Origin of the sequence: Paenibacillus sp. P32E, assembly GCF_001909085.1 — a bacterium.
Classification (GTDB): domain Bacteria; phylum Bacillota; class Bacilli; order Paenibacillales; family Paenibacillaceae; genus Paenibacillus_AQ; species Paenibacillus_AQ helianthi.
In genome coordinates, this window is the sequence record NZ_LVYY01000003.1 from 83043 (window position 1) to 108659 (window position 25617).

22 protein-coding genes are annotated in these 25617 nt (G+C 50.4%); 19 read left to right on the forward strand and 3 right to left on the reverse strand.

Going from position 1 to position 25617, the window contains the following annotated elements; genetic code table 11:
- Positions 1–3: 3 nt before the first annotated feature.
- The 7 genes from A3848_RS04440 (at position 4) to A3848_RS04470 (ending at position 8221) form a co-directional block, all read left to right on the forward strand.
- Entirely contained in the window at positions 4–711 is a 708-nt protein-coding gene (locus tag A3848_RS04440) for a PspA/IM30 family protein (RefSeq protein WP_074083753.1), read from the forward strand.
- A 239-nt stretch (positions 712–950) separates the two neighbouring features.
- Complete coding sequence (liaF, locus tag A3848_RS04445; RefSeq protein ID WP_074083754.1) at positions 951–1598, forward strand: cell wall-active antibiotics response protein LiaF; 648 nt, start codon at positions 951–953, stop codon at positions 1596–1598.
- A 38-nt stretch (positions 1599–1636) separates the two neighbouring features.
- Positions 1637–2671 carry a sensor histidine kinase gene (locus A3848_RS04450; RefSeq protein WP_074083755.1) on the forward strand — a complete coding sequence of 345 codons (1035 nt, stop codon included), beginning with the start codon at positions 1637–1639 and terminating at the stop codon, positions 2669–2671.
- Positions 2672–2691: 20 nt separating this feature from the next.
- Complete coding sequence (locus A3848_RS04455; protein WP_074083863.1) at positions 2692–3348, forward strand: response regulator; 657 nt, start codon at positions 2692–2694, stop codon at positions 3346–3348.
- 75 nt (positions 3349–3423) lie between these two features.
- Positions 3424–4356, forward strand: a complete 933-nt coding sequence (locus tag A3848_RS04460; RefSeq protein ID WP_074083756.1) for a YwmB family TATA-box binding protein — start codon at positions 3424–3426, stop codon at positions 4354–4356.
- A gap of 384 nt (positions 4357–4740) precedes the next feature.
- Positions 4741–6291 (forward strand): glucose-6-phosphate dehydrogenase, encoded by a 1551-nt coding sequence (gene zwf / locus A3848_RS04465; RefSeq protein ID WP_074083757.1) that lies wholly within the window; start codon positions 4741–4743, stop codon positions 6289–6291.
- A 349-nt stretch (positions 6292–6640) separates the two neighbouring features.
- Positions 6641–8221, forward strand: coding sequence for a peptide chain release factor 3 (locus tag A3848_RS04470; protein WP_074083864.1), 1581 nt, complete (start codon positions 6641–6643; stop codon positions 8219–8221).
- A gap of 117 nt (positions 8222–8338) precedes the next feature.
- Here A3848_RS04470 and sspI read toward each other — a convergent pair whose 3' ends face one another.
- Positions 8339–8581 (reverse strand): small acid-soluble spore protein SspI, encoded by a 243-nt coding sequence (gene sspI / locus A3848_RS04475; protein ID WP_074083758.1) that lies wholly within the window; start codon positions 8579–8581, stop codon positions 8339–8341.
- A gap of 123 nt (positions 8582–8704) precedes the next feature.
- Between sspI and A3848_RS04480 the strand changes: the two genes are divergently transcribed.
- Both A3848_RS04480 and A3848_RS04485 read left to right on the forward strand, forming a co-directional pair.
- A complete protein-coding gene (locus tag A3848_RS04480; RefSeq protein ID WP_074083759.1) occupies positions 8705–9394 on the forward strand; it encodes a potassium channel family protein in 690 nt (229 codons plus the stop codon).
- Between the two features lie 31 nt (positions 9395–9425).
- On the forward strand, positions 9426–10217 hold the full coding sequence (locus tag A3848_RS04485) for a TrmH family RNA methyltransferase (protein WP_074083760.1): 792 nt from the start codon (positions 9426–9428) through the stop codon (positions 10215–10217).
- 220 nt (positions 10218–10437) lie between these two features.
- Here A3848_RS04485 and A3848_RS04490 read toward each other — a convergent pair whose 3' ends face one another.
- The gene (locus A3848_RS04490) at positions 10438–11217 is read right to left on the reverse strand and encodes an alpha/beta fold hydrolase (RefSeq protein WP_074083761.1); all 780 of its coding nucleotides are present in this window, start codon (positions 11215–11217) and stop codon (positions 10438–10440) included.
- A 476-nt stretch (positions 11218–11693) separates the two neighbouring features.
- Here A3848_RS04490 and A3848_RS04495 point away from each other — a divergent pair, with 476 nt between their 5' ends.
- The 7 genes from A3848_RS04495 to A3848_RS04525 all read left to right on the forward strand — a co-directional run bounded on the left by A3848_RS04495 (position 11694) and on the right by A3848_RS04525 (position 21026).
- The gene (locus tag A3848_RS04495; protein ID WP_074083762.1) at positions 11694–12704 is read left to right on the forward strand and encodes a substrate-binding domain-containing protein; all 1011 of its coding nucleotides are present in this window, start codon (positions 11694–11696) and stop codon (positions 12702–12704) included.
- A 53-nt stretch (positions 12705–12757) separates the two neighbouring features.
- A complete protein-coding gene (locus tag A3848_RS04500; RefSeq protein WP_042217512.1) occupies positions 12758–13924 on the forward strand; it encodes a M24 family metallopeptidase in 1167 nt (388 codons plus the stop codon).
- A 78-nt stretch (positions 13925–14002) separates the two neighbouring features.
- Positions 14003–14965: an ABC transporter permease gene (locus A3848_RS04505; RefSeq protein WP_074083763.1), complete on the forward strand. Its 963-nt coding sequence runs from the start codon at positions 14003–14005 to the stop codon at positions 14963–14965.
- 35 nt (positions 14966–15000) lie between these two features.
- Positions 15001–16491, forward strand: coding sequence for a sugar ABC transporter ATP-binding protein (locus tag A3848_RS04510; protein ID WP_074083764.1), 1491 nt, complete (start codon positions 15001–15003; stop codon positions 16489–16491).
- A gap of 1 nt (position 16492) precedes the next feature.
- Positions 16493–17440 (forward strand): ABC transporter permease, encoded by a 948-nt coding sequence (locus A3848_RS04515; protein ID WP_074083765.1) that lies wholly within the window; start codon positions 16493–16495, stop codon positions 17438–17440.
- Between the two features lie 198 nt (positions 17441–17638).
- A complete protein-coding gene (locus A3848_RS04520; RefSeq protein WP_074083766.1) occupies positions 17639–19429 on the forward strand; it encodes a cache domain-containing sensor histidine kinase in 1791 nt (596 codons plus the stop codon).
- A complete protein-coding gene (locus A3848_RS04525; RefSeq protein ID WP_074083767.1) occupies positions 19422–21026 on the forward strand; it encodes a response regulator in 1605 nt (534 codons plus the stop codon). Before A3848_RS04520 ends, A3848_RS04525 begins: the two co-directional genes overlap by 8 nt.
- A 71-nt stretch (positions 21027–21097) precedes the next feature.
- Here the strand turns inward: A3848_RS04525 and A3848_RS04530 are convergent, their stop codons facing one another.
- On the reverse strand, positions 21098–22432 hold the full coding sequence (locus A3848_RS04530; protein WP_143186177.1) for an extracellular solute-binding protein: 1335 nt from the start codon (positions 22430–22432) through the stop codon (positions 21098–21100).
- A gap of 721 nt (positions 22433–23153) precedes the next feature.
- Here A3848_RS04530 and A3848_RS04535 point away from each other — a divergent pair.
- From A3848_RS04535 to A3848_RS04545, 3 genes are read left to right on the forward strand one after another with little or no spacing between them, the layout of a single operon-like run.
- On the forward strand, positions 23154–24038 hold the full coding sequence (locus A3848_RS04535; RefSeq protein ID WP_074083769.1) for an ABC transporter ATP-binding protein: 885 nt from the start codon (positions 23154–23156) through the stop codon (positions 24036–24038).
- Between the two features lie 3 nt (positions 24039–24041).
- Complete coding sequence (locus A3848_RS04540; RefSeq protein WP_074083770.1) at positions 24042–24848, forward strand: ABC transporter permease subunit; 807 nt, start codon at positions 24042–24044, stop codon at positions 24846–24848.
- A gap of 37 nt (positions 24849–24885) precedes the next feature.
- Positions 24886–25590 carry a thioesterase II family protein gene (locus tag A3848_RS04545; RefSeq protein WP_074083771.1) on the forward strand — a complete coding sequence of 235 codons (705 nt, stop codon included), beginning with the start codon at positions 24886–24888 and terminating at the stop codon, positions 25588–25590.
- Positions 25591–25617: the final 27 nt, after the last annotated feature.

The window sequence follows — 25617 nt, forward strand, 5'->3', positions numbered from 1 at the left end:
ATTATGGGAGTATTTCAACGGATTAAGGATATGACAAAGGCGTCGGTAAATGACTTGCTGGATAAGGTAGAGGACCCAATTGTAATGCTGAATCAATATCTGCGCGATATGGAGGCTGAAATTCACGAAGCTGAGGTAACTGTAGCGAAGCAGATGGCCAATGAACGCCGCATGAAGCAGCGTGTAGAGGAAGCTGCGAAGGTATCCGGACAACGTGCAGCCCAGGCTGAACTGGCACTGAAGAATGGCCAGGAGGAAGTTACACGCAAGCTGCTGGAAGAAAAAATCTACTTCGACCAGAAGCAAGCCGAATACAGCGAGCTTCACGCTCAGGCGGAAGTGCAGGCCAAGGAATTGGTACAGCAGCTTCATGATATGAAGGACGAATTCTACAAGCTCCGCAACAAACGCAATGAGCTGGTATCCCGTGCACAAATGGCCAAGGCCAAGAAGCAAATGTCGCAAATCAGCAGTGTTCACGCCATCGAGAGCGGCAGCGCATCTCTGGGCTTCCACCGGATGGAAGAAAAAATCATGCAGCTTGAAGCGGAAGCTGATGTCATGCGTGCCCCTTACAACCCTTCGGCAACAGCATATAGCAAACCGGTTGATGCTGAAAAGCAACTGAAAGTGGAAGAGCAGCTCGCTGCATTGAAGAGCAAGCTGAACACATCACCATCATCCCCTTCTTTGGATAAAAAAGAAGAATAAAGCCTGTTCCTAAATCATAGGCGGATATGATATGCTGATCAAGGTAAAGCCATACGGTATGGATCTTCCATACCGGTATGGCTTTTGTAGCGGGATGCGGGAAACTTAAGGATACTGCTTACAAGAGAGTTGCTCCGCAAAACTTAAGGCTTATGCTTACGAAGAGAGTTGCTTCGCAAAACTTAAGGTTTATGCTTACGAAGAGAGTTTTGCTCCGCAAAACTTATAGGAGGTGCGAAATGGATAAACGGAACCGTATGCTTGCCATAGGACTGATCGGCGTCGGCTGCTTAATGATATTTGGCAGATGGCTCGGCTTTTTTTCCATTGTCGCGCTTCTGTTCCTGCTGCTCGGGATTTACCGGACAACGTCGGGCAAAGTCAAGCAAGGCTATAAGCTACTGGGAGTTGGCGCAGTACTGCTGCTGCTGGATCACCTGCTGCTGGTGCTCGGGATTTGCCTGATCTCTCTGGGGATGTTTTTTGTCAAATCCAGACGGATACAGCGCAGGGGCGGGTTTATGCAGAAGCAAAGCTTCTCCTCCAGATTTGACTGGGATCTGTCACCTTGGGTGATGCGCAGCCTGAGCGCCTGGCATGTGCTGGGTGAGGCGGATATTGACCTGTCGCTGGCGATGGCAGAGGACCGGGAGACCGTGATGCTGTTCCAGGGGATCTTTGGCGATACGGACATACACCTGTCCGAGGATTATGGCGTGGAGATCGAGGCATTTGTGCTGTTCGGCTCCATTGAATTCGGCAGCCACCGCGACGCGGGCATGCTAAACCGGCTGAATTGGAAGTCAGCTAACTACGATAGCTGTGAGCAGAAAGTGAAGTTTAATATTTCTTATATTATGGGTGACCTGGATGTGCGGGCAGATTGAGTGGTCTGACACGGAACCATGGAGGAGGGCTTCCCGGCATGGGCAAAAAAAGCAGTAATATGGTTACGCGCAGCATGGGGGAGGGAGCTCTTTTCTCTTTGGTCATGCTGCTCGTTTTCCTGTACATCATGTATACATATGGATATCTGCAGCCGTTTGAGAATTGGGAAATCGGTGTCCGGACAGCGGTATCACTAATATTGCTGCCGGTGGTGTTTGGTATCGTTTTCGGCTTTTACCAAGGATTCCGGACCAAGCGGAAGTTAGAGCTCCTGCGGGCGACACTGGTGGCTTGGGAGAAAGGGAATCTGACCCCGGCCATGCCGGAGCTGGGCAATGATGAGCTGGGCCGGCTTAGTGAGCAGCTTAGCCGGATCAGCGGCAAATGGGAGAACCAGGTGAATACGCTGCAGCGGCTCTCGACGAACAACGCCAAGCTGGCCGAGCAGGCCCGCGTCACAGCGATTATGGAAGAACGGCAACGGCTCGCCCGGGAACTGCACGACGCAGTGTCTCAGCAGCTGTTCGCGATCTCCATGACGGCTACGGCAGTAGGGCGGACGCTGGAAAAGGACTTTGACAAGGCGCAGCGGCAAATTGCGCTGATTGAGGAAATGTCTGCCGTCGCCCAGTCCGAGATGAGGGCACTGCTGCTGCATTTGCGCCCGGTCTATCTGGAAGGCAAAGGGCTGCGGCAGGGGCTGCAGGAGCTGATTAAGGAGCTGGAGATCAAGGTCCCAATTGACATTGTGTTCGAGATGGACCCGGATGTACAACTGATGAAGGGCATTGAGAATCATTTGTTCCGCATCGTGCAGGAAGCTATTTCCAACACCCTGCGGCACGCCAAGGCGGAGAAGATGGAGATCCGTCTGCACCGCCGGGGCGACACTGTCCGCCTGACGCTGCGCGACGATGGAGTCGGGTTCGAGATGGATGAGAGCAAGCAGACATCCTACGGCTTGTCGAACATGCAGGAGCGGATTATTGAGACCGGAGGCTCGATCCAGTTCATTACCGCTCCGGGCAAAGGCATGCGGATTGAGATTACCGTACCATTAGTCAATGAATAGGAGGCAAGGGTACCATGGAGATGGAAGAAGCGCAGGCGATTAAAGTACTGCTTGTAGACGATCACGAAATGGTCCGGATTGGACTTGCTGCGGTGCTCGGCACCGAGGATGGGATCGAAGTGGTGGGTGAGGCAGGAAGTGGAGAAGAAGGCATACGGCTAGCTCAGGAATACAATCCTGAGGTGGTCCTGATGGACCTGGTTATGGATGGCATGGATGGGATTGAAACGACGAGACAGCTTCTGAAGCTGTACCCCGATTGTAAAGTGATTGTGCTCACCAGCTACCTGGATGACGAAAAGATGTATCCGGTCATTGAAGCCGGCGCGTTCAGCTATTTGCTAAAAACCTCGCGGGCCAGTGAAGTGGCGGATGCCATCCGCGCTGCTGCAAGAGGCCAATCGGTGCTGGAGTCGCAGGTTGCCTCCAAGATGATGAACCGGTTCCGCTCCAATGCCAAAGGCGGAGAAGCGCCGGCCTATAAGGAGCTTACCGAACGCGAGATGGAAGTACTGAAGCTGCTGGCTCAGGGCAAATCCAACCAGGATATCGCGGACCAGCTCATTATCGGGATTAAGACCGTGAAATTCCACGTGACGAATATACTGGCCAAGCTGGGTGTAGAGGACCGTACCCAGGCGGCCATTTATGCTTATAAGAACGGACTTGCGGAATAACCGCAGGTATATAATCTCTCTTCCTGGATATCCTGTTTAGTAGATTACTAGACCGGATAGAGAGGAAGATTGACGATGGGGAACCAAGGGATAAGAAGAGGTGCTGGCAAAGGGACACTGCTGCTGACCGGATTATGCTTGGCGGCTGTACTGCTGGCCGGATTCCGCAGTGCAGGAGTTGCCGGAGGTGAAGGTTCAGCCGGGGTGACAACATCGGCTGAAGACACCGCGTCATCCCATCGGTTTGCTCCCGCGGCAGCTGTACATACGCCCTCACAAGCTGCCTATTCCATCAGCTCAGCCCAGACTACATCTCAGGCCACGGCCGACAAGGGTACAGGCAGTCTCGCGGATTCTCTCGAACGTATAACCAGCCTTGGCGGTATAGCCACTCTGCCGGACTCACCGCTCCGGCTTGTCCTGAAGTGGCAAGGCGATTACAGTACCGGTACATCCGGCGTATCTGCTGCTGAGGCTGCACGGAACCTGGCGGCTCAGCTTGGGCTTGGAACTGTCAGCCGGTCTGATGAAGACGGGCATATGACTTCCCGTGCGGGTGCCGCTCTGGACGGTGCACAGGTCACGCTGTTCTGGAGTGAGCTGGGAGGCGCACGCAGCTACGTCATTGTGACCTTTGAGACGGCGGATCTGCGGAAAGCGCCGGAGCTTCCGGCCGCTGCGGAGTCGGCCGGACAGCAGATGCTTCAGGCGGGCATTGCTGCTGAATGGAATGCTTCGCTGCAAGGGACTGCTAAGGCTCAGAGCGGGCCGGAAGCTGCACTATTTTCAATAGAACAATCGATCCAAGAACAGCTCCCCGGAATGAACCCGGAAGAGAGCTACGAAGACGACACTACATACAGCCGCTCCTACAGTGTGCCGGGCCTTGAGCGCGCGGTCAGCAGCGGAAGCCATTCCATTGCGCTACAGCTGGCGGTTCATAAGAACGGCAACAACAACACCAACCGGGTAACGCTCGGATTGCCTTTAATTACTATTGAATACTGAGCAGGGGGTTCAATACGAACTCCTTGCTAAACTATACTTTCCAGAAAAGCCGTTACACGGATATTATATCCTGAAGCCGGCTTTTTGTTATGCTTGAAGGCTGGCGGCCAAAACCTCTGATGCAGGCCTGCGTTTGCGGAGCTTTTGGCATGAGGGTATAATATGTTTGTGAATGCCGGACTGCACTGTTCTATAAGCGGGAGCACAAAAACAAATAAGAAAGAGTAATGGAAATTTGCGAAATCCCGAGAAAAACTGTCAGGAATGTGATAGCATCCTTTTCACAGATATGATAAAATGACATCACGCCGTAGATGTATTTCATAAACTATCTGGCGATGAGAATGATTGTCAACTATATTACATACAGAGAGATGAGGAGCCATGGCTGAAAATCAAACCCTTGATGCACTGCATACACCCGGTGCTGTATTCTTTATCTTTGGGGCAACCGGAGATCTAGCCCGCCGCAAGCTTTTCCCGGCGATTTACAGTTTGTACCGTGAGGGCAAGCTGACCCATGATTTCGCGGTCATTGGCGTGGCTCGGCGTCCCCGTACCCTAGATGAATTCCGTGAAGATGTGAAGGAGTCCATTTATGAATTCTGCCGCTACCAGGCTTCAGACGCAGACGAATGGAATGAGTTCGTTCAGCATTTTGAATACAAGTCTCTGGACATCAACAATATTGACGGCTTCCGTGAACTGAACGCGCAGACCGAAGTGCTGGAAGAGAAGTTCCATATTCCAGGAAACCGGATGTTCTATCTCGCCCTCGCTCCCGAGTTGTTCGGCAGTGTCTCGTTCAACCTCAAGGCTGGCGGCATGCTGCAGACCCGGGGCTGGAACCGTCTCGTGATCGAGAAGCCATTTGGCTATAATCTGGAATCTGCTGAACAGCTGAACGAGCAGATCCGCCAGGTGTTCAAGGAAGAAGAGATCTACCGGATCGACCATTACCTCGGTAAGGAAATGGTGCAGAACATTGAAGTGATCCGTTTTGCCAATGCCTTCTTCGAGCCGCTCTGGAACAACAAGCATATTGCCAACATCCAGATTACGCTCGGTGAAACCGTTGGGGTAGAGGAACGCGGCGGATACTATGACCATGCCGGTGCGCTGCGTGATATGGGCCAGAATCATATTTTGCAGCTGCTGACGATGATTGCGATGGAACCGCCAAGCCGTCTCCTGGCTGAAGATATCCGTGATGAGAAGGTTAAAGTGCTACGCTCGCTGCGGCCTTACGCTTCCTCCGAGGAAGTACATGAGAATGTGGTACGCGGACAGTATACACAAGGACTCCACAAAGGCAAAACCCTTCCGGCTTACCGCCAGGAGGACAAGGTAGATCCGGAGTCGAATACTGAGACGTATTTTGCGGCCCGTGTATTTGTCGATAATTTCCGCTGGGCGGGTGTACCTTTCTATATCCGTACTGGTAAACGTCTCCCTGTGAAGACAACGGAAGTGGTTGTGGAGTTCAAGGGTATGCCGACCAACGTCTATTTGGGTCAAAAGCATAAACTGGAACCGAACCTCCTCGTCATCCGCGTCAATCCGATGGAAGGCATCTATGTGAAGATCAATGCCAAGAAGCCGGGCTCGGAATCGGAAATCCAGCCGCTCGCTATGGATTTCTGCCAGAGCTGCATGGTCGGCATCAACTCGCCGGAGGCGTACGAGCGTCTGCTGCATGATGCCGCGCGCGGCGATTCAACCTACTTCACCCGCTGGGATGAAGTGTCATCGGCATGGTCCTTCGTAGACCGTATTGCGAAGGCCTGGAAGGAAGGCACAGGTGATCTGGCATCCTATCCGGCAGGTTCCTGGGGTCCGGTTGAAGCCGATCAGTTGCTGGCTCGTGAAGGCTTCCACTGGTGGCCGGTCAATGGACAGGATGAAGACAACGTGGTGTGGCAGACTAACAGCTAGTTCATCGCGTAAATGATTTATGGTATGAAGAGTTTCCCCCTGCAGTTGCCTTTGATGGCTGCAGGGGGATTTTTGCATGGTTACCACTTTGCTCAGATAATCATTCCCCCGACAATTTACCAACAAACTTTGCCTTCTGCCGCGTATTATGTAGATAATCTCCACCGGATTTTGTTATACTGAGAAGGATGCTTTCACCAGAAGCGGAAATGTAACAATAGCGGTATGTGACAACGGCAATTTCACCGATAAAGGGGTTTGTACCAATGAGCAGAGCACCGATTTGATGGGCACCCGGTAATTGAAGCAGAAGCATGAATTTATATATGAAGGGATACGTGCAAACCATATGGCACCGGATCAGAAGCTGCAAAAGGAAGTGGACAAACGCAGAACGTTTGCGATCATTTCCCACCCGGATGCGGGGAAAACAACATTAACGGAGAAGCTGCTGCTGTTCGGCGGCGCGATCCGATTGGCGGGTTCGGTTAAGGCCCGTAAAGCGAGTAAGCATGCGACAAGTGACTGGATGGAAATTGAGAAGCAGCGCGGAATCTCTGTTACTTCCTCCGTGATGCAATTTGATTATCTGGATCACCGGGTGAATATTTTGGATACCCCGGGTCACCAGGATTTCAGTGAGGACACCTATCGTACCTTAACGGCTGCGGATAGTGCAGTCATGTTGATTGACGTAGCCAAGGGTGTGGAAGCACAGACGATCAAGCTGTTCCAGGTCTGCGCCAAACGGGGGATTCCAATATTTACGTTCATTAACAAACTAGACCGTGAAGGTCAAAGTCCGTTCGAGCTAATGGAAGAGCTGGAGAATGTGCTGGGCATCCGCTCTGTACCGATGAACTGGCCGATCGGCGGAGGGCGCGAGCTCTGCGGCGTATATGACCGGATGAAGAATCAGGTGGAGCTGTTCCAGGGCGACGATCACTCTGTGATCAACGTGCAAAAGGTTGAAAGTTACCGTGACCCGATCATCCGCGAGATGGCCGGAGATTACCTGCATGACCAGCTGTGTCAGGATCTGGAGCTGCTTGACGTGGCAGGGGATGCTTTTGACTATGAAAAAGTACTGCGCGGTGAGCTGACACCGGTATTCTTCGGCAGTGCGATTAATAATTTCGGCGTGCAGACCTTCCTGGACAACTTTCTGGAGCTGGCACCGAAGCCGGAGCCGCGCCGCAGTACTGTCGGTTCCATAGAGCCGACGAACGAGAAATTCACCGGCTATGTCTTCAAAATCCAGGCGAACATGAACCCGGCCCACCGTGACCGGATCGCCTTCCTGCGGATCGTGTCCGGCAAGTTCGAGCGCGGTATGAGTGTGAAGCATGTGCGTGCCGGCAAGGATATTAAGCTGTCCCAGCCGCAGCAATTCCTGGCTCAGGACCGTGATATTGTTGAGGAAGCTTTTCCGGGGGATATTATCGGGCTGTTCGATCCGGGCATTTTCCGCATTGGGGATACGCTGAGCCAGGCTGGAGATATCGAATTCGACGAGCTGCCGACGTTCTCGCCGGAGATTTTCTCCAAAGTAAGTATCAAAAACGCCCTCAAATCAAAGCAGTTCCAGAAAGGAATCGACCAGCTGACCGAGGAGGGCATGATTCAGGTGTTCCGCACGGTCAACTTCGATGATATTCTGCTGGGTGTCGTTGGACAGCTGCAATTCGAGGTGTTCGAATACCGCATGAAAGGCGAGTATGGCGTAGATGTTCAGCTGCAGCGGATGAGCTATCAGTTCGCACGTTGGATTGTGGATGAGAACAAGCCCGACGCAAGCAAGTTCCGCATCAACTCCACGCTGGTCACGGACAAGAAAGGCAACTATGTTGTGCTCTTCGAGAACGAATACGCGATGCGTACGGCCATGGAAAAGAATCCGACTGCAAAGTTCCTGGAGACTGCTCCTTGAGTGAGCGATTTGTGTAACGGGTCTTAGTACCAGAGAGAGGCTCTCTGTCAAAAAACCTCCGCCTCCACATGCGCAGCTGCACTGTGGAACGCGGAGGTTTTTGTGCTGGAACTAGCGTCACTGCTGGGAGGTGATGGAACCTGGAGTGATCTTCTCCAAATGGTTGTGCAGCATTGAGACCAGTGCATCCTGCTTGGCGTGGTCCAGATCCTTCCACATCATTTCGAATACAGCACCTAATCCAGGCAGCGCCGTTTCGGGCCCGTCCACGGAGCCTTCAATCATCTGCCGCAGGTCGGCTTCGGACTGACCGTGCACTTTATGGATAATCGCCTGGCGCAAATCAATGGTAATCGGCATGAATAGAGCCCCCTTAGGTTTTTTGGGTATTCCAAAGTTCAACTAATATTTGCCTCGTTATAATGTGCCCTGAAAGTGCACTGGAAATTCAAGTTTGGGGCTCCTTATGCTATACTGTGTGAGATGCAAATTGCTACGGGAGGTACAGAAATGGCTGCAAAAAAACAATATGCCGTAATCGGTATGGGGCGTTTCGGCTCAAGTGTCGCCAAGGCGCTCAGCGGCATGGGATTCGATGTGCTGGCGATCGATGCTGACGAGCAGCGCACGCAAGAAATCTCAAGCATTGTAACCCATGCCGTATCCGCTGATTCCACAGATGAAGAGGCGCTGCGCGCGCTGGGCATCCGCAACTTCGATGTGGTGGTGGTGGCGATTGGTGAAGATATTCAGGCCAGCATTCTGACGACACTGATTCTGAAGGACCTTGGCGTTCCGGCGATTCTGGTCAAGGCCAAAAGCGAGCTGCACGGCAAGGTGCTAAGCAAGATTGGCGCAGACAAAGTGATTTATCCCGAACGGGATATGGGCATGAGGGTGGCACATCACCTGGCTTCGCCTAATATCCTTGACTATATCGAGCTGTCGCCGGATTACAGCATCCTCGATATGAAGGTGTCTGGACCGATGCTGGGCAAGAACCTGCAGGAGCTGAACATCCGCGCCAAATACGGCTGCAACGTTATGGCTATCCGCCGTGGAGAGGAAATGAACATTTCCCCCAGAGCGGAAGACCGCCTGGTCGAAGGTGATGTACTCGTCATCGTTGGCCGGAAGGACAATCTGACGAAGCTGGAAATAGCGTATCAATAGGCGCAGCACGGAACAGAAAGGTAGGACCCCTATGGAAATTATGTCTCCCCAAAATACGCGGGTGAAGGAATGGGCCAGTCTTCAGGAAAAGAAGCACCGTGACAAAACCAGCAAATATATTATAGAAGGAATCCATCTGGTACAGGAGGCGTTGTTTGCTGAAGCCGATGTGGAATGCCTGGCCTTTGACCTGGATACAGGCATGCCTTCTGAGCTGAAGCCTCTGCTCCAATCGGTGCAGGGGATGGAGGTCATCGGTGTATCAGCGGCGGTTATCGCCAAGTGCAGCAGCACCGGGACACCGCAGCCGGTATTTGCCATTGTGCGCAAGGAGCAACAGGGCCTGGAAGCCATCCTCGCGAAGCAGGACAGCTGGGTTATGGTGCTTGATGGTGTTCAGGACCCTGGCAACGTAGGGACGATCATCCGCAGTGCCGATGCCGCAGGTGCGGACGGCGTGATCCTCGGCAAAGGCTGCGCCGATCTCTACAATCCGAAGACCATCCGCTCTACGATGGGCTCGATGTTCCATCTCCCGGTTGTGGAGGGGGACCTGAGTGCCATTCTGCCGCAGGCCCGGGAACGCGGTGCACTGCTGGTCAGCACTTCACTGACGGGAACGGACTCCTGCTACACCCATGATTTTCACGGCAGCCAGTGGCTGCTGATCGGCAGCGAAGGACAGGGCATCTCGCCACAGACGGCCGCCCTCGTTGACAAAAGCATCATTATCCCGATGGCCGGCCGTGCCGAATCGCTTAATGCGGCGATGGCCGCGACGATCCTGCTGTTTGAGGGAATGCGGCAGCGGGGGTTTAACTAAACAATAATTCCTGTCCTGTGAGTTGAAACTCACCTTGTCACCGTTTGGAACGTAGTTTGGCATAGGCTTGTAACGATTTTTGGCACAACAATTAAGTCCTGATGATCAAGAAACCCTTGATTTATCAGGGCTTTTTTTGAGGCGGACATTATATTGAAAATAGGCTGTAAGGCTTTAAAAATTAGACTTATGGGAGCGATGGTCCGGCTAATCCGAGTCGTTATGCAAAAGAAGATAATAATTGGTTGAATCTATCGCGCTCCTCTAAAAAAGCGCAATGACCGCTGTAATGGAACGGAACCAGCTTCGAATTTTTGATGAGCTTATTTGTTTCCTCAGCTTTGGTAAACGGAACGACCTTATCATGAATTCCGTGAATAATTAATGTGGGTACATTGATCTGACCGAGATCGTTGTAAACATTCTCATCTCTAAGCGTGGCCATAATGGCGGAAGTTGCCCAATTCGCCGCTTGTAATCCCATTGAAACGAACCAATCGGATTTCGGTACGGAAATATACTGAAAGAAGAAAATTCCGGTTTGGTCCTGCAGCATTTGCGGCCGGTCATGATTTGTATCTTCGATGATTTTATTTGTAAATTCTTTCGGAACGCTAGATGGAGAGGCAGCGTCCATCAGGACGAGTTTAGATACCCCATACTCTTTGTGACGGGCCATATAACGAATCGATATCGCGCCTCCGGTAGAGTGTCCTGCAAGTGTTATGTTTCTTAACTGTAACGCCTCGATGACCATGCGGACATCATCCGCTAATCTATCGAAATTGTACCCGGCAAATGGTTTATCCGAATTCCCGTATCCTCTCCAGTCCATTCCGATACAACGATATCCGAGCTTAGGAAGGAAATTGAACTGATATTCGAACTGGTTATGGTTTAGCGGCCATCCATGAATAAAAAGTATCGTTTTGTTTCCCTTCGGATTGATGTCCTCTATAAATACTCTTACGCCCGGTTCCACAGTAACAAAGTATCCCAAGTGAATCGCCTCATTTTTATAAAAATGTACTCTCCCTTTAAGATATTCGCCCTAGGCAAGGTGAATGCGTAATTTCGGCGTCAAATTGGGTTTAGCTAGGAATTGGCGGTGAGGGGGCGTGGACAGGACTTTTTCTTTTTTATAAGAGGGAGCCGGTCAATAACTCCTGGCCATGTAATTTGCTGCTGACTGTTCAATCGAGCAGAGCCGGGACAGATTGTTTACAGCTGCCGCTTTCATGTTCCCAGACAGGAGCAAGCAAATAAGGTTCAAGACAGCATCAGAGCAAAGTCCAAGCCTTGTTACGGCTTGCTTTGCTCTTTTTACTCTCCGGCATCAAAACTTTCAACCCTGATGTCATTTTTTTCAACCCTAATCGGGCGGCGATTAATTATATAATCAATTCAAGGCAACAAGCTATAAACACTGGAAGGAGGACGGCGGCTAGGTCAACACTAATGACAGGGGGAATAATGATGAAGAAAAAAACTTCGGTACTGGCATTGTTTTTAGTGCTTCTGATAGCGGTTACAGGATGCGGCGGAGGAGCTGGTAATGCAGGCACGACAGAAGCGGCCAGTACATCCGAAGGCTCTGGTTCATCCGGGAAATCTGGAGACGGAAAAATTGTAATCGGTTTCTCGCAGACGGTCATGAATCACCCGTTCCGGATTGCCAACGTAGATACGGCCAAGAAGGCAGCCGCCGATCTCGGGGTTGAGATCATTGTGACAGATGGACAAGGGGACGCAAACAAGGAAATCGCCAACATCGAGAGCCTGATCGCCCGCAATGTCGATGCCCTTATCGTGAGCAGCCTGTCGGGCAACGCGATCTACCCCGCATACAAGGAAGCGGAAAGAGCGGGCATCCCGCTGATTATCGCGGCCTCCGGCGTACCGGACGATGACAGCATTCCCTATACGACATTCGTTGCTTCGGATGAGGTAACGATGGGCCAGCAGGCGGCGAAGTACATTGCTGACAAGATGGGCCAAAAGGGCAATCTGGTCATCCTCAACGGTGTCGTCGAGTCGACCAACTCCCAGCTTCGTACGCAGGGATTCATGCCGGAGATTCAAAAGTATCCGGATATCAAGATCGTGGCGGAGCAATCCGGAGAATGGCTGCGGCTGCCGGCGATGCAGGTGATGACGAATATTTTGCAGGCCAACAGCAAGATTGACTTCGTGTTCGCCCAGAATGACGAGATGGCGCTCGGCGCAATTGAAGCCATTAAGAAAGCAAACCGGATGAGCGAGATCAAGGTGGTCAGCATGGACTCCCAGAAGGAAGCGCTGGAGAAGATCAAGAACACGGATGAGCTGATGATGACCGTGAAAAATGAATGGAGCTTCGAGACGGCTGTGAAGCTGGCAATCGATGCGGCGAACGGCAAAGAGATTCAGAAGAGAGTGATTCTGGACTCTCCTGTAATCGACAAGTCGAATGTCGATAACTTCTACGATCCGAATTCAACGTTCTAAAAGAAACATATCAGACAACACCAATCCAATTATAAATTCAGGAGGAATTCATCATGGGTTTTGAAGACGTATTGCAGGAAATTCCGGTAACCGAGTACAAGGAACGTTTGCAGAAGGCAAGAGTGAAAATGGAAGCTGAAGGTCTGGACGGGCTGCTGGTTTATTCAGACTCGTACCGTATGAGCAATGTCCGCTGGTTAGCCAACTATCGCGCATTTGACGGGGTATTCCCGTATCCGGCTATGGTGTTTATCCCGCTTGACGGCGAACCTACGCTGTTCGCGGAAGGCAGTCTGGTATCCTATGCCGCCGACGAGACATGGTTCTCCGATGTAAGAGGCATCCGCCAGGAGCTCGGCAATGTGCTGAAGGATTTCCAGAAAGGCAGAAATTCCGCCAAGATCGGCCTCAGCGGTTCGAAATACTGCGCGCTTGAATTCTATGAGACGATCCGCGACAGCCTGAATCCAACCTCGGTGCTGCAGAAGACCAATATTATCGAGTACCTGAAGTCGATTAAGAGCGAAACGGAAATCCGTAATATGAAAGTAGCCGGCCGACTGGCGGACATGGGGATTGAAAAAATCCACGAGCTGCTCGCCACCGAACGCCTGACCGAGAGAGAAGTGACGCGTCAAGCGATGGCGCACATGTTCGCGAGCGGTGCGGACACCGTCTCGTTCGACATGATGGTCCAATCAGGACCGAACTCCGGGGACTTCTTCCTGGCCCGCCCGCGTGACCGCGAAATTGTCAAAGGCGACACGATCCTCATCGATATCGGCTGCCGTTATAACGGATATTCGTCCGATATGGCGCGTGGTGTAGCTTACGGCAAGGTGGATGCGGAGAAACAGCGCCTGCTCGATACCTGCCTGGAAGCATGGAGAGCGGGAATGTCCGCTCTGAGACCGGGCATGACCGGCGCGGAGGCCGATGTGGCCGCCAACGAAGTGCTGAAGCGCGAAGGCTATCCGCATATGGCCGGTGAAGGCCGCGGTTGCGCCCACTCCACAGGCATGGATCCGGAGGAGGAAATTCCGGTAGTAGGCCCGGACAGCCAGGATATTCTGGTCGAGAACCAGACGATCGCTTTTGAAATTACTCTGCTCATTCCCGGATATGCCGGTACCCGTGTAGAAGATACGGTTGTAATCCGCAAAGACGGACCGGAATCGCTAACCAATCATCCATATGTCTGCAACTGGTACCAGGATTAAAATTTGAATTAGCAATGATGGCTTTGCTTCAGTAAGCAAAGCCATCATTGTCCCATTAAAAAAAGGGGAATCAGGCAGATGGAAACCATTCAGAAAGCCCGTACGCTCTTGAAACAGGAAGAGACGCTGCTGCTGCTGTTTATCGTAATCGTCACATTAATCTCTCCGATCTTCTCACCGGAGTTTTTCACTTCCTATAACTTCTCAAATCTGCTACGGCAGATCTCCTATCCGGCCATCGTGTCGATCGGGATGCTGCTGACAGTACTGATCGGCGGCATTGACCTGTCGGTGGGTTCCGTGATGCAGGCGGTCAGTTTAACGGCTATTATGCTCGTTCAGCTGCAGGCGCCAACCGGCGTAATTGTGATTGTTGTCCTGGCACTGGGTTTGTTCCTCGGTCTCATGAATGGCATGCTGATTACCTTCGGGAAGCTGCAGCCATTCATCGTAACGCTAGGAACCAAGGTAATTATCGACGGAACCACGCTGTTTATGACGAAAGGCAAAGGCATCAGCGGAGAAGCGAGCGACAGCTTCCTTTCCATTGGCGGTGGGTACATGGGGGCTATTCCTAATCCTGTCATTATCATGCTGGTGTTGTACATTATCGGGTTCATTCTGCTGAACAAAACGATCTTTGGGCGGCAGATATACAGTGTAGGGTCCAACCGGGTGGCGGCTTATAACTCGGGCATCAACGTTAAAAAAGTACAGCTGAGCGTTTATGCGCTGTCCGGATTGTTCGCTGCGATAGCGGGCCTGCTGATTGCCTCCAGAACCGGCGCTTATCAGCCGATGTCCGGCAACAGCGGAGCAACAGGCATGGAGCTGAGCGCTATCGCCGCCGTCGTAGTGGGCGGAGCCAGCTTATCCGGCGGAAAAGGCACAATCTGGGGTGCATTTTTAGGTGCTCTGCTCGCCGGGCTGCTGTTTAATCTGCTCGTATTCCTGAACATGAATCCTTATATTCAGCAGTTCATTCTGGGCATCATCATTCTGGCTGCCGTCATCTTTTCCGCTTCCAAGAACCGCAAGTAATTACAAATCCATGTATATGACAAAGAGGGAACGATATGGATAATGTCATCCTTAAATTAGACGGAATCTCCAAGCAGTTCGGCAATCATTATGCGCTGAAAGATATTAACGTGAACATTAGCGAAGGGGAATTCCACGCGATTGTCGGCGAGAACGGGGCCGGCAAATCCACCCTGATCAAAATATTGTCCGGCGTTCATTTGCCTTCGGAAGGCAACGTTCATTTTAAAGGCCAGTCCGTCAAGTTCCTGTCGCCTTATATGGCGCAGAAGAGCGGGGTTAGCACGTTGTTTCAGGAAATTCAGGAGATTCCCGCGCTGTCGGTGGCGGAGAATATTTATCTTGGGAGAGAACCGCAAAAGGGTTCCCTGTTGCAGTGGAAGACGCTGTATAAGGAAGCGGGAGAGCTGCTGAACAATCTCGACATCAAGATTGACCCATATAAGAAAATGGAAGAGCTGAGCATCTCGGAACGGAAGATGGTCGAGATCGCCAGAGCCGTCTCGTTCAACGCGGAGCTGCTGATTATGGATGAACCTTCCGCGAACCTGAATGAAGACGAGCTGGCTGTGCTGTTCAAGACGATTGCCGAGCTCAGAAAAAGAAAGGTAACGATCATCTATATTTCGCACCGGCTGCGGGAAATCTTCGCTATGGCTGACCGGGTTACCGTTCTGAGGGACGGACAGCATGTAAAAACGATGGATATCAAGGATACGGATGAAGCGCGGCTCGTCCAGCTGATGATCGGGCGGGAGCTGAATGAATATTATCCTGTGAACACGGAACAGATCGGTGCCAAAGTGCTGGAGATTTCTGATTTGAATGTGCCGGAGCTGCTGCATAATGTGAGCTTAAGCCTGAACAAACGCGAAATTCTCGGCATTGCCGGATTAGCGGGCTCGGGCGGTAATATTTTGACTAAAGTGCTGTTCGGGCTGGTCAAAGGCTATTCGGGCAAGATGGTGCTGGACGGCAAGCCATTCGTTCCGAGAAATCCGCGGCAGTGCATTGCGGACGGGATTGCATTTGTGCCGGAGGACCGTAAGACGCAGGGGTTATTTCTGAATTTAAGTGTGCGGACCAATATGTCCATTACTTCGCTGCGCAAGTTCAGAACATTCGGTCTGATCAGTGAGCCGAAGGAAAGCAGGCAGGCCAATGAATTGGTGCAGCAGCTGTCGGTGAGACCGAAGAACATTAAGGCGCCGATCCGCTCTCTCAGCGGAGGCAACCAGCAGAAGGCGCTTATCGGACGCTGGCTCCTGGACAAGTATAAAATTCTTATTCTCGAAGAGCCTACCCGGGGTGTGGATGTCGGGGCCAAGATGGAAATTTACCAGGAAATCAACAAACTGCTGAGCCAGGGCCTGTCCCTGATCATGGTCTCCTCCGAGCTTCCCGAGCTTCTGGGAATGTGTGACCGGATTCTTGTCTTCTCCGGCGGAACGATTACCGGCGAGCTACAGCGGGACGAAGCATCCGAAGAGAAGATTATGGAATACGCACTGCAGGAGGTGAAATGAAATGAATATGGCGAAATGGAGAAGTTATCTTCCGCTGGCAACCCTCATCCTGTTAATGATCGTAGGCTCACTCCTGTCCGATAAGTTCCTGACGTACGCCAATCTGATGAATTTGCTGCAATACAGTGCGGAAAGTGCGCTCATTGCCGTTGGTATGACACTTGTAATTCTTACGGGAGGGATCGATCTTTCGGTCGGATCCGTTGTGGCTTTAACGGCGGTCGTCAGCGCCAATACGCAGCATTTGGGCGTGTGGGGCATTCTGGCGGTGGTGATCCTGATCGGCGCTCTTGTCGGTGCGCTCAACGGAGTCGTGCTGACGAAATTCCGGGTCGAGCCGTTTATGGCGACGCTGGCTACGATGGCGATCTTCCGGGCCGTTGCTCTCTGGTACACGAACGGCGGGCCAATTATCGGAACGGTGACACCTGCGTTTTCGAATATAGCGAACGGAAGTTTACTGGGCATTCCGCTTCCCGCCGTCTATGTCGTAGTGGTGTTCATCCTCGGATATTTCGTGCTGAACCGTACGCCGTTTGGCAGACATGTGCTGGCTGTCGGCGGCGGGGAAGAGACATCCCGGCTGTTCGGGATCAAGGTTGAGCGCGTCAAGGTGATCGTGTATATCATCAGCGGCGTTCTTGCCGCCCTGGCCGGGCTGCTGATTACTTCCCGGATCGGCATGGGTGAACCGCGCTCGGGTTTTCAATTTGAGCTGGTGGCCATCGCCGTCGTGATTGTCGGGGGAACCAGCCTTACCGGGGGCCGCGGCACGATCGGCGGAAGTTTTATCGGACTGCTCATTTTCGCTGTTGTCATGAACATCATGAATCTGCTGAACATCTCATCCTTTGTCCAACCGATCGTGCGGGGACTGATCATTATCCTGGCCGCCCTGGCGATTTCCCGGATGGTAAAATCGAAATCCGCAGCTGCGGAAGCTTCGTGAGCAAAAGGCGCATAGCGAATATGCAAAAGAGTAAAGGCCGGATGGTCCGCATTATGGGGCGTCCGGCTGTTTTCACTATGTGGAGAATAAAGGCGATCCCTGTGGGATACGCGGCAGACAGGTTAATTTTGTTTATTAACATGTAAAAGGATTCTTGGTAATATAGGTACAACCTATGTTTGAAGGAGCTGCTGGATATTGAAGCGCGCACTGCTGACCTACCTGTCTTCCAGCGTAAAGCGCAAGATGATTCTGATGGTGGTAGTCATGCTGATTCTTGTAATCGCTATCATCGAGATTGTCACTTACGCCGTTTCCATTAATTTTCATCTGAACGACGCCAAGGCAAATGATACCCAGAAGGTGCAATTTATCAGCGAGAATATGGACGATGCCATTTCGTATATGGGCAAGCTGATGGACAGCATTACCGAGGATTCAGAAATCCAGTCTATGCTGCTGCAGACGAACCAGCTTACCTATGAGAAGTTAAGCGCGCTGGAACAGCTGGTCGTTTCCAAAATCCTGTACTCCACTGATAAGCTGGAAACCGTCTATCTCTTCAATACGCAGCAGTTCCTGGTCAAGCTGAACTATAATACTTCCGGGAGTGTGAATAATAAGGACGATGTGCAGTCCGAGCTGAAGAAACAGCGTTATGACACGGTGGGAAGAATCACCTGGAGGGTTAACAAAGGGGTTATTTATATCGAAAGAGCCATCCGGGAACTGGATTCGCTCAAGATGCTCGGTTATATAACTATTTCGCTCAAGGACGATTATTTAAAGCAACGCCTGCAGTCCGAGCCTTACCGCTACAGCTATGTGTTTGATGAGCAGGATCGTATCGTTGTCAGCAGCAGCGAGGTTCTGGGTATCCACGTGGATGATCTGCTCCGCCGCGCGAAATTGCAATCCGCCGAGGGGCCTTCTGTATTGAATATGGAGCCGTACGGAAAAATGCTGTTCACAACCTTCATATCCGCCCAGGAAGGGTGGAGAGTAGTCTCGCTTGTGCCGCTTAAGGAAATCTCCAAAGGCACGGAACTGATCGGACGCTGGATCACCGCGATCGGAGTGATCGGCGTGCTGTTGGGCATCCTCTTGACCTGGTTCACGACCAGCCGCATAATCGCTCCGCTCCACGCGCTTAAGCAGGTTATGGATCAGGTGGAGACAGACCGTTTCGATCAGCAGGTCAGAATCAACCGGAGGGATGAGTTCGGGCGGCTCGGGCGCAGCTTCAACCAGATGATGGGCAAGATCAATTATTTGATCTCCGAGGTGTACCAGAAGGAGCTGGCCCAGCGTGAATCAGAATACCGGGCACTTAAGGCCCAGATTAATCCCCATTTTCTGTACAATACGCTGGATACGATCCGCTGGCTGTCCATGTACGGTGAGAATGACAAGATCGAGAATGTGACCATCTCCCTGGCGCAGCTGTTGAAGGCCAATCTGGCCGATCACCGGGAAATGGTGCCGGTCCGCTCGGAGCTGGAATATATCAATGCTTATTTAGCTATTCAGAAGACCCGTTTTGAGAGCCGGATCACGGTTTCAATCCACATGGACGACGACATTGCGGAGCTATGGATTCCCAGGTTTATTTTGCAGCCGATTGTGGAAAATTCGTTCGTGCACGGGCTGGAGAATAAAGTCGGTCCGGGCAACCTGAGCATAATCGGGATCATGGATGGAAGGAGAGTAAGATTCCGGGTGATTGACGACGGTGTCGGAATCGAGGAACAGAAACGGGCCCGGCTGCTGGAATTCACGGGCGAGGTGGACTTCGGCAGCGCCAAAGGGACAGGCAACGGAATGAGAAACGTACACAAACGGATTCAAATGCTGTTCGGCGAAGGCTACGGTCTGACGATCAACGGCATGCCAGGCAGCGGTACCATTGTCGATATTATAGTGCCTGTAATGGAGAATGTAACTGCGTCTCCCAATACTGCGGATAAAGGTGGGAAGCATATTGTATAAAATCGTGATTGTGGATGATGAAGACATCGTAAGCCGGGGACTGAGCGAGAAGGTAGACTGGAGCAAGCTGAACTGCACAGTATGCGGGACGGCCGCCAACGGACTGGAAGGCATAGAAGTCATTGAACGTTTCAAGCCGGATATCGTCATTACCGACATCAAGATGCCCGGGATGAACGGGCTGGAGCTGGCCGAGCATATCAAGCGTCATTATCCGGGGATGATCACGATTCTCCTGAGCGGATACAGTGAATTCGACTATGCCCGTACCGCAGTAAGACATCAAGTATTCGATTATCTGCTCAAACCGATCAAGATTCCGGACCTGAATGCCTGCATTCTTAAGGCGGTGGACAGGATCAACGGCAAGAGAGCTTCTCTGCTGCAGGCGGCCAGTGACTCCAAGCGGGAGAACGCGGACATCGTGGAGGCGGGCATCCTCATGAATGTGATTGTGAACGGCAATAAGGATATTGCCGCTATGCGTACAAAGCTGAAGGATTACGGTATCCAGCTCGGCTGCGGTGTGGTCGTGGTGTTTGAGATGTATAATCCCTCGGATCTTTCTTATGAAGACTATGCCTCCCTGTACCAGTATGCCGTCAACAATATAGTGAATGAAACGTACCACCGTTTCCAAATGGCGACCTCCATCGTGGATATGGAAGGGAAGAGTGTTGTCGTCGTCAAGTCTGATCCCGCCTTGCAGCAGGTGATTATCCGCAAAAGAGTGGTGGAAGCGACAACCGAATGTCTGGAGAACATCGAAATGTATTTAAAAAAGCAAATCAGCGTCGGCATCGGCACGGGCTTCCAGGAGATCAGCGAGCTGTACAGCTCCTTCCAGCATGCGCTTAAGCTGCTCGAGACTCAATTGTTCTGGGGAAGTCTGATGCCAAAGCTGCAGGATGTACTTCAGTGCAGCTCTGGCAAGCCGGCCCTGGGCCGTATGGATGCGGAATGGTTTGAGGCAATTTGTGACGGCGACGAACCGAAAGCGAAACGGTATTTGGACAAATTCACGGCCGACATTAGAGCCGGCAGGAATAAAAGTATCGCCCTGAACTGTTGTCTTGACTTCCTGCTCGGCCTGTCCAAGCATGTACCGGAGTGGAGGATAAAGGACCAAATCACCGAAGCCATTGCGGGAATCACCGGACTGCGGACCTTCGGGGAATATACGGACCTGTTAAGCCGGATTACAGCCCTGGCCTGCGAGGAGGCCTTATGGAGGAAGGAAGAATCGATGGGAAGAAGCCTGGCGGAGCGGATCGCCCGGTATCTGGATGATCATTATGCCGAAGCCGAGCTGAATCTTCAATTGGTTGCAGACTTGTTCCATGTGAGCGCCAGCCATCTCAGCAGAATTTTTAAAAAAGAGCTGGGGACTAACTTTAACGAGTACCTGTCGCTCAAACGGGTGGAAAAGGCCAAGCAATTACTCACCGGCAGCCGGCGTTTGACCGTACTGGAAGTTGCCCGCCGGGTCGGGTTCGCGGACGGCAAATACTTCGGGCAGGTGTACAAAAAATATTATGGAATAACACCTTCGGAATATAAAGAAACCTTGTTCGGCCCCCGCTGCAATGCGTTATAACGCCAGGAGGGCGCACAGCAAAAATCTCTATCCCCGGCCGGTTTGGCAAAACAAGCGGGGATAGAGATTTTTTATTTGATGCCCTTCTTTTCGATTTCCGCCTTGGCTTCATCCAGCGCCTGCCTGGCCGTCTTCCTGCCGGTGAGCGCCGAGGTGATGGCATCCTGCAGCACACCCGACCACTCCACATAAGATGACATGCTCGGCCTGTTGATCGCATATTCAAATTGTTCGGTCATCAGGTTCCGGTTCAGGTATTTTTCCTCATTCTCGAATTGGTCGATCTGCTCGTTCCAGACTGAAAGGCCTCCAATTTGGTCCTTGGCAGACACTTCATTTCTCATGCTGATCGTCAAATCAATAAATTTCCAGGCCCAGTCTTTATGACGTGAAGTTCGGGTAATGCCGAGTGCGCCGCCCCCGGTAACGGTGGAGCTTCTTTGATATCCCTGGAAACCGGGCACGAGCGCCATTTTAAAGCCGGGTTTGCGGCTGAGGATCGGATCGGCATAAGCCCAGCTGATCAAAAAAGGCGTCTTGCCCTCCGCGAAGGTCTCAATAGACGACATATCGCCTGCAGTCAGGGAAGCGGGATCGGATAAACCGCTGCTCCGCAGGGTGTTCACCATGAATTCCAGCGCTTGCACGCCGCCGCCCTCATTGAATACCCAGCGGCCGTTGGCATCCTTCGCCTGCACGCCAAGGGCGTTGGCCAGCAGCGTATAATCGGTGATCAGGCCTTCGCCCGGCTTCCAGCTCCAGATCAGGCCGTACTTGGCAAGTCCCTTATCCTGAATGTACTTTGCCATGTCCTTCAGTTCCTCCCAGGTGGCTGGAGGAGCATAAATGCCGGCGCTTCTCAGCATCGATTCATTATAGTAGAGGAACTTCTCTTCCATGATGACCGGGAAGGCATATAAATCAGGAAGCGCATATAAATCATTGCTGATGACCCGCTGGTTATAAGCAATGGGTACCAATTTATCAATTACACTTCCTGTGACATAGTTCCGCAGAGGCTCAAGCAAGCCGGTTCTGGCAAATCCGGTGGTCCAGACCGTATCGACCAGGATAATATCCAAATCTGAGCCTCCCCGCAGGATGCTGTCTTCTATCTGGTCATGCAGCGAGTTGATATCGGTGGAGCGGATATCGACTTTAATCCCATATTGCTCTTCATACCGCGCGGCAATTTTCCTGATATAAGGCAGATAGGAGTTTTCGATCAGAATGCTGATCTGGTCAGGACGGCCGGAGACCGGAGATGTTGATTGGGCTGCTTCATTTCCGGATCCGCGTTCATTCGAACGGGTGTTGAAGATGAAGATGAAGATGGCTGCCAGGGTCAGGAGAGACAGTAATAACAGATAATAAAAAGGCTTGGATCTGAGCATAGACTTGTCCACACACCCCCAAAGCAAAGTCGGGTTATCTTTCTCTAATAGTATAGTGGGATTATTTGATTAAATCGACTGAAATGTTTTTTTCGAAACAATCGACTATTCAGTAATGGTTCTTTGAAGACAAGTCTCACCTATGTTTAGGTGTATTCAATGTCGGGAACTCTTTGGCCCACACATTGTGACAGGTGTTATTACAGGAATCAACGGTTTGTGCCAAGAATAGATACAAAATGTGCCAAAAGAACGTTACAAAACTGCTCGAATTAACCCTATTTAGTGACAAGATGAATTACAACTCACATCCATTTTCAAAAAAACTGTACAGGAATAAAAATTAGCGTCCACAAGAAGACCAAAGACTGGAGAAGATCGATCTGTACTCGATCATCCCCAGTCTTTTTGTCGTTGCGACAATGCTCGTTTCATCGCTGTTTTCCTGAGTGAAACGAGATTAGAGAGAATAAAAATGATTTCTGAGGAATAATATGGTAATTACCACGGGAATGAAGGTTTTTAGGAATGTATTTATTTCACAAAATGCAGAGCACAGAGTATGATTCTATCCATTAAAAACCAAAGTCTAGTTAATGATAGATAATTTGACAACAGTCGGAATTATATTCCATAATAAGTAACGGGAGGCATAAGAAAGGTATAAGGTAATAAAATTTATTACTTATGTTGATTTATATTCACTCATGAATTTACAAGGGAGGGTGCATACATGATTCAAATTGATCATTTAACCAAAAAATTCCCAAATCAAAAAGGTTTGTTTGATGTTAGCATCCAAGTGGATATGGGGCAGATCTTTGGTTATCTTGGACCGAATGGAGCTGGTAAATCTACCACGATCCGTCACTTAATGGGATATATGCAGCCTGACACCGGTAAAGCGACTATCAACGGATATGATTGCTGGGAAGAATCAGACAAGATACATAGCATATTAGGTTATGTCCCAGGTGAAATCGCCTTTGTTGAAGGCATGACTGCCGTGGACTTTTTGGATGCTATGGCAGGTATGAGGAATCTAAAGTCAAACACGCGGCGTAAGGAATTAATTGAAACCTTTGATTTAGATATGAGAGTGCCCATCCGGAAAATGTCCAAAGGCATGAAACAAAAGTTGGCAATTATTAACGCTTTTATGCACGATCCTGAGGTTATTATTCTAGATGAACCCAGCTCAGGTCTGGACCCTCTGATGCAAAAGACATTTGTAGATCTGTTGCATAAGGAGAAAAGTAAAGGGAAAACCATTCTCATTTCCTCCCATATTTTCAGTGAACTAGAGGATACTGCGGATACTATAGCTATCATCCGTAAAGGCCGGATAATAACCGTTCAGGAACTGTCCCTATTAAAAGGTGAGATGGCTGCTAATAGATATGAGGTGGAGTTCTACCGTCAGGAAGATCTTCAGACGATTGTTCATTCCGGACTTGTCGTACAAAGCCACTCCGGGAATAAGGCGGTTATTTCTGTCGATAGGGAGATTAGCGAAATTTTGGAGCAGATTAGTCAATATCCGATCAAGGCGTTGGATATACCACGGCAGCGCCTGGAAGACGTATTCATGAAATATTATTATGACGAGGAGGCTTAAGTTATGAACTTCTCCTTATATAAAGCGATGATGAAAGGACACGGGAAGTTCCTCTTTACTTGTGCTTTCACGGGCTTTCTCTGTTTGTATTTACTCGTTATGACATTCCCGTTACTGTCCGATTCACAGCAATTTAATGATGTTATCAAAAGCTTGCCCAAGAGTGTAATGGATGCATTCGGAATCCAAGGGAATTTGACCAATGCAGTGGAATATATGGCTATGAATTTTTACAATTCTATCTACCTGTATTTACTGATGGCGTACACGATTCTGACAGCTTGCCAGTTAGTCAGTAGATTTGTAGATCGAGGATCAATGGCTTATCTATTATCGACCCCAGTGACGAGAAGAAAGGTGATTAATACTCAAGCAGCAGTTCTTGTAACCGGGCTTGTTGTAATGTGTCTATTCACCTATCTTGGAGGGTATTTCGGAGTACTTTCATTTGTTAATAACAGTGCATTTGATTTGGGTGTTTTTACGGAATTAAATCTAATAGTCATGCTGATATTTCTTCTAATTGGATCTTATTCTTTCTTGTTCTCCTGTATATTCGATGAAGAGAAGACAGCCCTCGGAGCAGGTTTTGGGGTTACTTTATTATTCTATGGACTTGATATGGTCAGCAAATTGTCTGAGAAGCTGTCATGGCTCAAATATTGTACGATATTCACTTTGTATCAGCCTGAGAAAATTATCCAGGGTACGTATGATACGGTGAGCATAAGCCTTGTGTTAGTTGTTGTATCCATTCTTATATTTGCAGCAGCATCCTTTATATTTCAAAAAAGGGATCTTTCTTTGTGAATGAATCGACTAATTTGTCAGCGGGGAGAGAGAACATGTGAAATTATTTTGTATACCGTATGCAGGAGGTTCTGCAACTTACTATTTGAAGTGGAGGAGGCATTTGGACCAAGATATCAAACTGATTCCCTTGGAGCTCTCTGGCCGAGGAGAACGGTTCGGAGAACCTCTATACCAAGACTTTCAGGAGGCGGTAGAGGATCTTTACAGCCGCTTATTGAGGGAACTGGACACGCGGGAACCTTACGCTATCTTCGGCCATAGTATGGGGGCTTTACTTGCTTTTGAATTGTATCAGAAACTGCAGTTTAACAAGAAGTTTCTTCCCAGACATATGTTTTTTTCAGGTAAAGAAGCACCCCATATTAACTTGTTTTTGTCCCGCAGGGAAGAAATTCATCTGCTGCCGGATGATCGGTTTTTAGAAAAACTAAAAGAATACAATGGGGTTACAGAGGATTTTCTGGATAGCCGGGAGCTGATTGAAATGTTCCTGCCAGTGATTCGGGCTGATTTCCGTATGGTCGAGACCTACAGCTTCATTCCTGTCCGTAACAAAATGAATTGCCCCATAACTGTTTTACAAGGCAGACGGGATTATATGACAGATGAGGAAGTTCAAGCGTGGGAGATGCACACAACGGGTACCTGTGTTGTAGTTCCTTTTGAGGGCGCACATTTTTTTATTAATGAGCATTTATCTCAGGTAATCCATATTATTCATTCCAGTGTAAAGGGTTGAGCATGACTAATATTATAACCGAGGTGG